Origin of the sequence: Pseudoalteromonas sp. MMG012, assembly GCF_018100875.1 — a bacterium.
Lineage (GTDB): Bacteria > Pseudomonadota > Gammaproteobacteria > Enterobacterales > Alteromonadaceae > Pseudoalteromonas > Pseudoalteromonas aurantia.
This window is the reverse complement of record NZ_JAGJEF010000140.1, coordinates 1-3,763: the sequence shown is the minus strand read 5'-3', so window position 1 is coordinate 3,763 and position 3,763 is coordinate 1. Positions and strand designations below refer to the sequence as shown.

The window sequence follows — 3,763 nt, the reverse complement described above, 5'->3', positions numbered from 1 at the left end:
AGCATTGATGTATCGAACAACACTTTACTGGAAACGTTGGGGCTGAATAACAATCAATTGAGCATGATTGATGTTACTCGTAATACAGCCTTAACTCGGCTGGACCTTGATAGTAATCAGCTCAATAGTATTAATGTTACTAGTAATCAGTTACTTGATACGTTGCACCTAGATGATAATAAATTAACAGCGATAAACATCACTGACAACCCCGCACTTAGTATATTAAGTTTAGATAATAACCAACTAACTACGATTGATGTTAGTCAAAATTTATTTCTAACAAGATTAGATCTTGATCGTAATTTACTGACCGATATTGATATTTCTAAAAATGTTTTGCTGGTTCGATTGGGGTTGAATGGAAATCAACTTAGTAAGATTGATGTGACTAATAACATTGCACTACAAATTCTGGAACTGGACAGTAATCAGGTAACTACCCTAGACATAAGCCGTAATTTTATTTTAGAGACATTGAGTGCAGACAATAACTTACTGGGCAATATAAATGTGAGTAATAATGAGCAGTTGACATATCTTAGCTTAGAAAATAATAATTTAACAGGCATTAATGTTGAAAATAATGCAAAATTAGTCTTTTTTAATTTAACTAATAATAAATTAACCTCGCTTAATGTGCTCAATAATGCTGAACTTACATCACTTAGTTTAAATGATAGTCAGCTGGAAAGTATTGATGTCACATCGAACTTGTTATTAACATCTTTATTCTTAGATGGAAATGCGCTGACAAGTGTAGATATCACAAAAAATACGTTTTTAAAAACGCTAGACTTAGATAATAATCAAATAACAGTATTAGATGTGTCATTCAATCGTGACCTAATAAACTTATCGGTTGATCAAAACAAACTATTGGAACTAAATGTCGACAATAACTTGAACTTATTGAAATTGAGTGTTGATAACAATAATTTAGTGCGTATAGATATCAATTCAAACACTGCACTGTTGGATTTTAGTGTTGATGGTAATAATTTATCACAACTCGATGTTGCAAATAATATTGCGCTTACCGAATTTCATGCCGCACAAAACCAACTTACTGAAATTGATTTATCTTTCAATCCAAAGTTGGTAACAGTGAGTTTGTTCGAGAACAAATTGACCGAAATTGATATTGAAAATAATAAAGAGTTGAAATTTTTGAGTGTTGGAGCAAACAAAATTACGAGTATAGATGTTACGAGTCACACCAATCTGTTGCAGTTGAGAGCGTATGAAAATCAACTGTCAGAGATTGATGTATCTGCAAATTCAAAATTACTGGTTTTAAGTTTATATAGTAATGAAATTTCAGGAATAGATGTCTCGCGTAATACTTTATTAAAAGAACTCAGTGTTGGTGATAATAAGTTAGAGGTGATAGATGTTTCTAAAAACATGTCATTATCAAGCTTGAAGCTATATGGAAATAAGCTTGCGGATATTAATGTGAATGAAAATACTGTACTTTCAATACTCAATGTTGGAGGGAATGTCTTGAACAGCATAGATGTATCTAAAAATTTGGAATTAGTTGAGTTTAGCGCTTACAACAATAATTTTATAGATGTTGACCTGTCTAATAATTTAAAACTATCTAAAGTAAGTTTGTATGGGAATCAATTATCAGCTATTGATATTGTACTACTGCCTCTGTTACAAGAATTAAATTTAAACAATAACAACTTCTCGAGCATTGATCTGACAAACAACCCCAGCTTAAGCGTTATTGATTTAAGTAACAATAAGCTTAGCTTTTTAGATGTGTCTAAAAATGTAAAATTACAGGCGTTAGAAGTTTATAGAAACGAGTTATCTCAAATTGATGTAGGCACTAACGTAGAACTGAAAATACTAAGTGTGTATGAGAATAGTTTATCCAACATTGATGTGAGTAAAAATATAGCGCTTGAACAACTTCAGTTGGCTGATAATGCATTAACTGTTGTCGATACCACTAACAATGTTGCACTTGTTGATTTTAATATTTATCGAAATAACTTGGCCACCTTAGATATATCGAAAAATATTAAACTAACAAGTTTAAAAGCATATGATAATGAAATTTCCAGTATTGATCTCACTGAGAATATTCAATTAGTGGAATTGAGTTTAGGTAGTAATCAACTGACAAATATCGATGTAAGTAACAATGTTGCGTTAACTTCACTAAGGCTATACAGTAATGATTTTTTGACGCTGGATCTATCAAACAATACCGCATTGCTTGAGCTTAATCTCAATTTTAATCAGCTCTCCGATATAGATTTAAGCAATGCATCCATGTTGAAGCAGTTGGAGTTAGAGCGTAATTCACTAACGAGTATTGATTTAAGTAAAAGTGTGCAGTTAGAAAGTGTTAATTTACTTAGAAATAATTTAACGAATCTAGATGTTGTGTTAAACACGCAGCTGAGTTCACTTAAATATGATGCAGGAGTGAGTTGTACTGGGGCTTCATGTACTTTGCAAAATTAAAACCCTAGTATAGTCGTAACCCTGGCGGAAGGCCCGTGATAGGGTAAAGAGACAAATTTAAAATAGACTGTGAAATAATTTCATAGCCACAAAATTTTGATTTAGTGTACTGTGAAATTGAATCTGTGGTGGCACGAATAACGAATGCTTTAATTTGTTTGCAACGCCTTATTGTCATTTAATAGCACAGTGTGTAAGCCGTGCTTTTTTGTATGGATTGTCAGCTCTATCGTAATATTGGAAAGAGTCCATTTTACCCAATATCAAATAAATGAGGGAGGTTGTGGTCTACGTAAGTTTCAATGAACATAGAAAACTTTACTGTTAAAGGCACAGATTCAAATCACGAATTATAAATTACTTTAATTTTTAATGCCTAAACTCACCCAGTATTTTGGATCAGTAATATTTCTGCTGGGATCCAGAAAAGGGTTATCAATATGAATAACTGAACTCGACTGCCATTTTGAAAGTGGAAATAAGTGTTTAGTAGAGCTATGGGTCTTCATATATTTATCAAAGCTGCCATCCTCAATCGCTTTGTTGAGTCCATTTGCGAGGTTCGTTATGAGTTCATGGTTGTTTTTACGAGTAAAAAAGTACATTGGAAATGGGTATTTGAGAATTAATTTATCATATACAATGAGGTCAGGCATAGTCTGATTTCTAGATATTACTTCGGAATGTGCTTCATTAATTCCTCTTGGAAAAGCAAAGCATCGTCCAGAATACGCTTGTTTAAACATGTTCTCATAGATGGTATTTGGCATAACATTTAACCCCGCAGCAATCATAATATCGGTATCGGGCCAATGGGAGCCTTGACATAGCCGATGCTGCTTGAGTTGTTCTAACGTTGATATTTTTTTGAGTTTTTCAATGGCACGTTTATGCGCAGTAAAAACTCTATAACCGAGTAACCCCTTAACTAAAGGAATGGGGACAAAGCCAAGGGTACTTTCTCGTTCAGAGTCAGTTCCAGCCCAATAAATATCAATAAGTCAACCAGCTTTGAGCTCATTCAGAGCCCGTTGTTGCACCATATAAGGTGCGAATGTGATATCGACTGGCTTGTCGATCTTTTCATACGCAAGCTTTATTAACCCAATATAGTAGTCATGTGTACTATCAAATTCTGATTGAGCGCCTCTTACCTTTAATGTTTGACCATAGCTAGGCAGTATAAAAATCAAACCAAAAATCAGTATTAAAACATGATGCATCGTATTTAAGCTCATTATAGTCGCTGTTTTTTAAGTATAGAGTGCCGCTTCCG

2 protein-coding genes and 1 pseudogene are annotated in these 3,763 nt (G+C 33.4%); 1 reads left to right on the top strand and 2 read right to left on the bottom strand.

Annotation, left to right across the window (positions count from 1 at the left end):
* Window positions 1-2,487, top strand: a pseudogene (locus tag J8L97_RS22425) (hypothetical protein); the annotation flags it as partial.
* A 362-nt stretch (window positions 2,488-2,849) separates the two neighbouring features.
* Here J8L97_RS22425 and J8L97_RS22420 read toward each other — a convergent pair.
* Together J8L97_RS22420 and J8L97_RS22415 are read right to left on the bottom strand one after the other, a co-directional pair.
* Window positions 2,850-3,257 carry a hypothetical protein gene (locus J8L97_RS22420; RefSeq protein ID WP_211052921.1) on the bottom strand — a complete coding sequence of 136 codons (408 nt, stop codon included), beginning with the start codon at window positions 3,255-3,257 and terminating at the stop codon, window positions 2,850-2,852.
* Between the two features lie 231 nt (window positions 3,258-3,488).
* The gene (locus J8L97_RS22415) at window positions 3,489-3,725 is read right to left on the bottom strand and encodes a hypothetical protein (protein ID WP_211052919.1); all 237 of its coding nucleotides are present in this window, start codon (window positions 3,723-3,725) and stop codon (window positions 3,489-3,491) included.
* Between the last annotated feature and the right edge of the window lie 38 nt (window positions 3,726-3,763).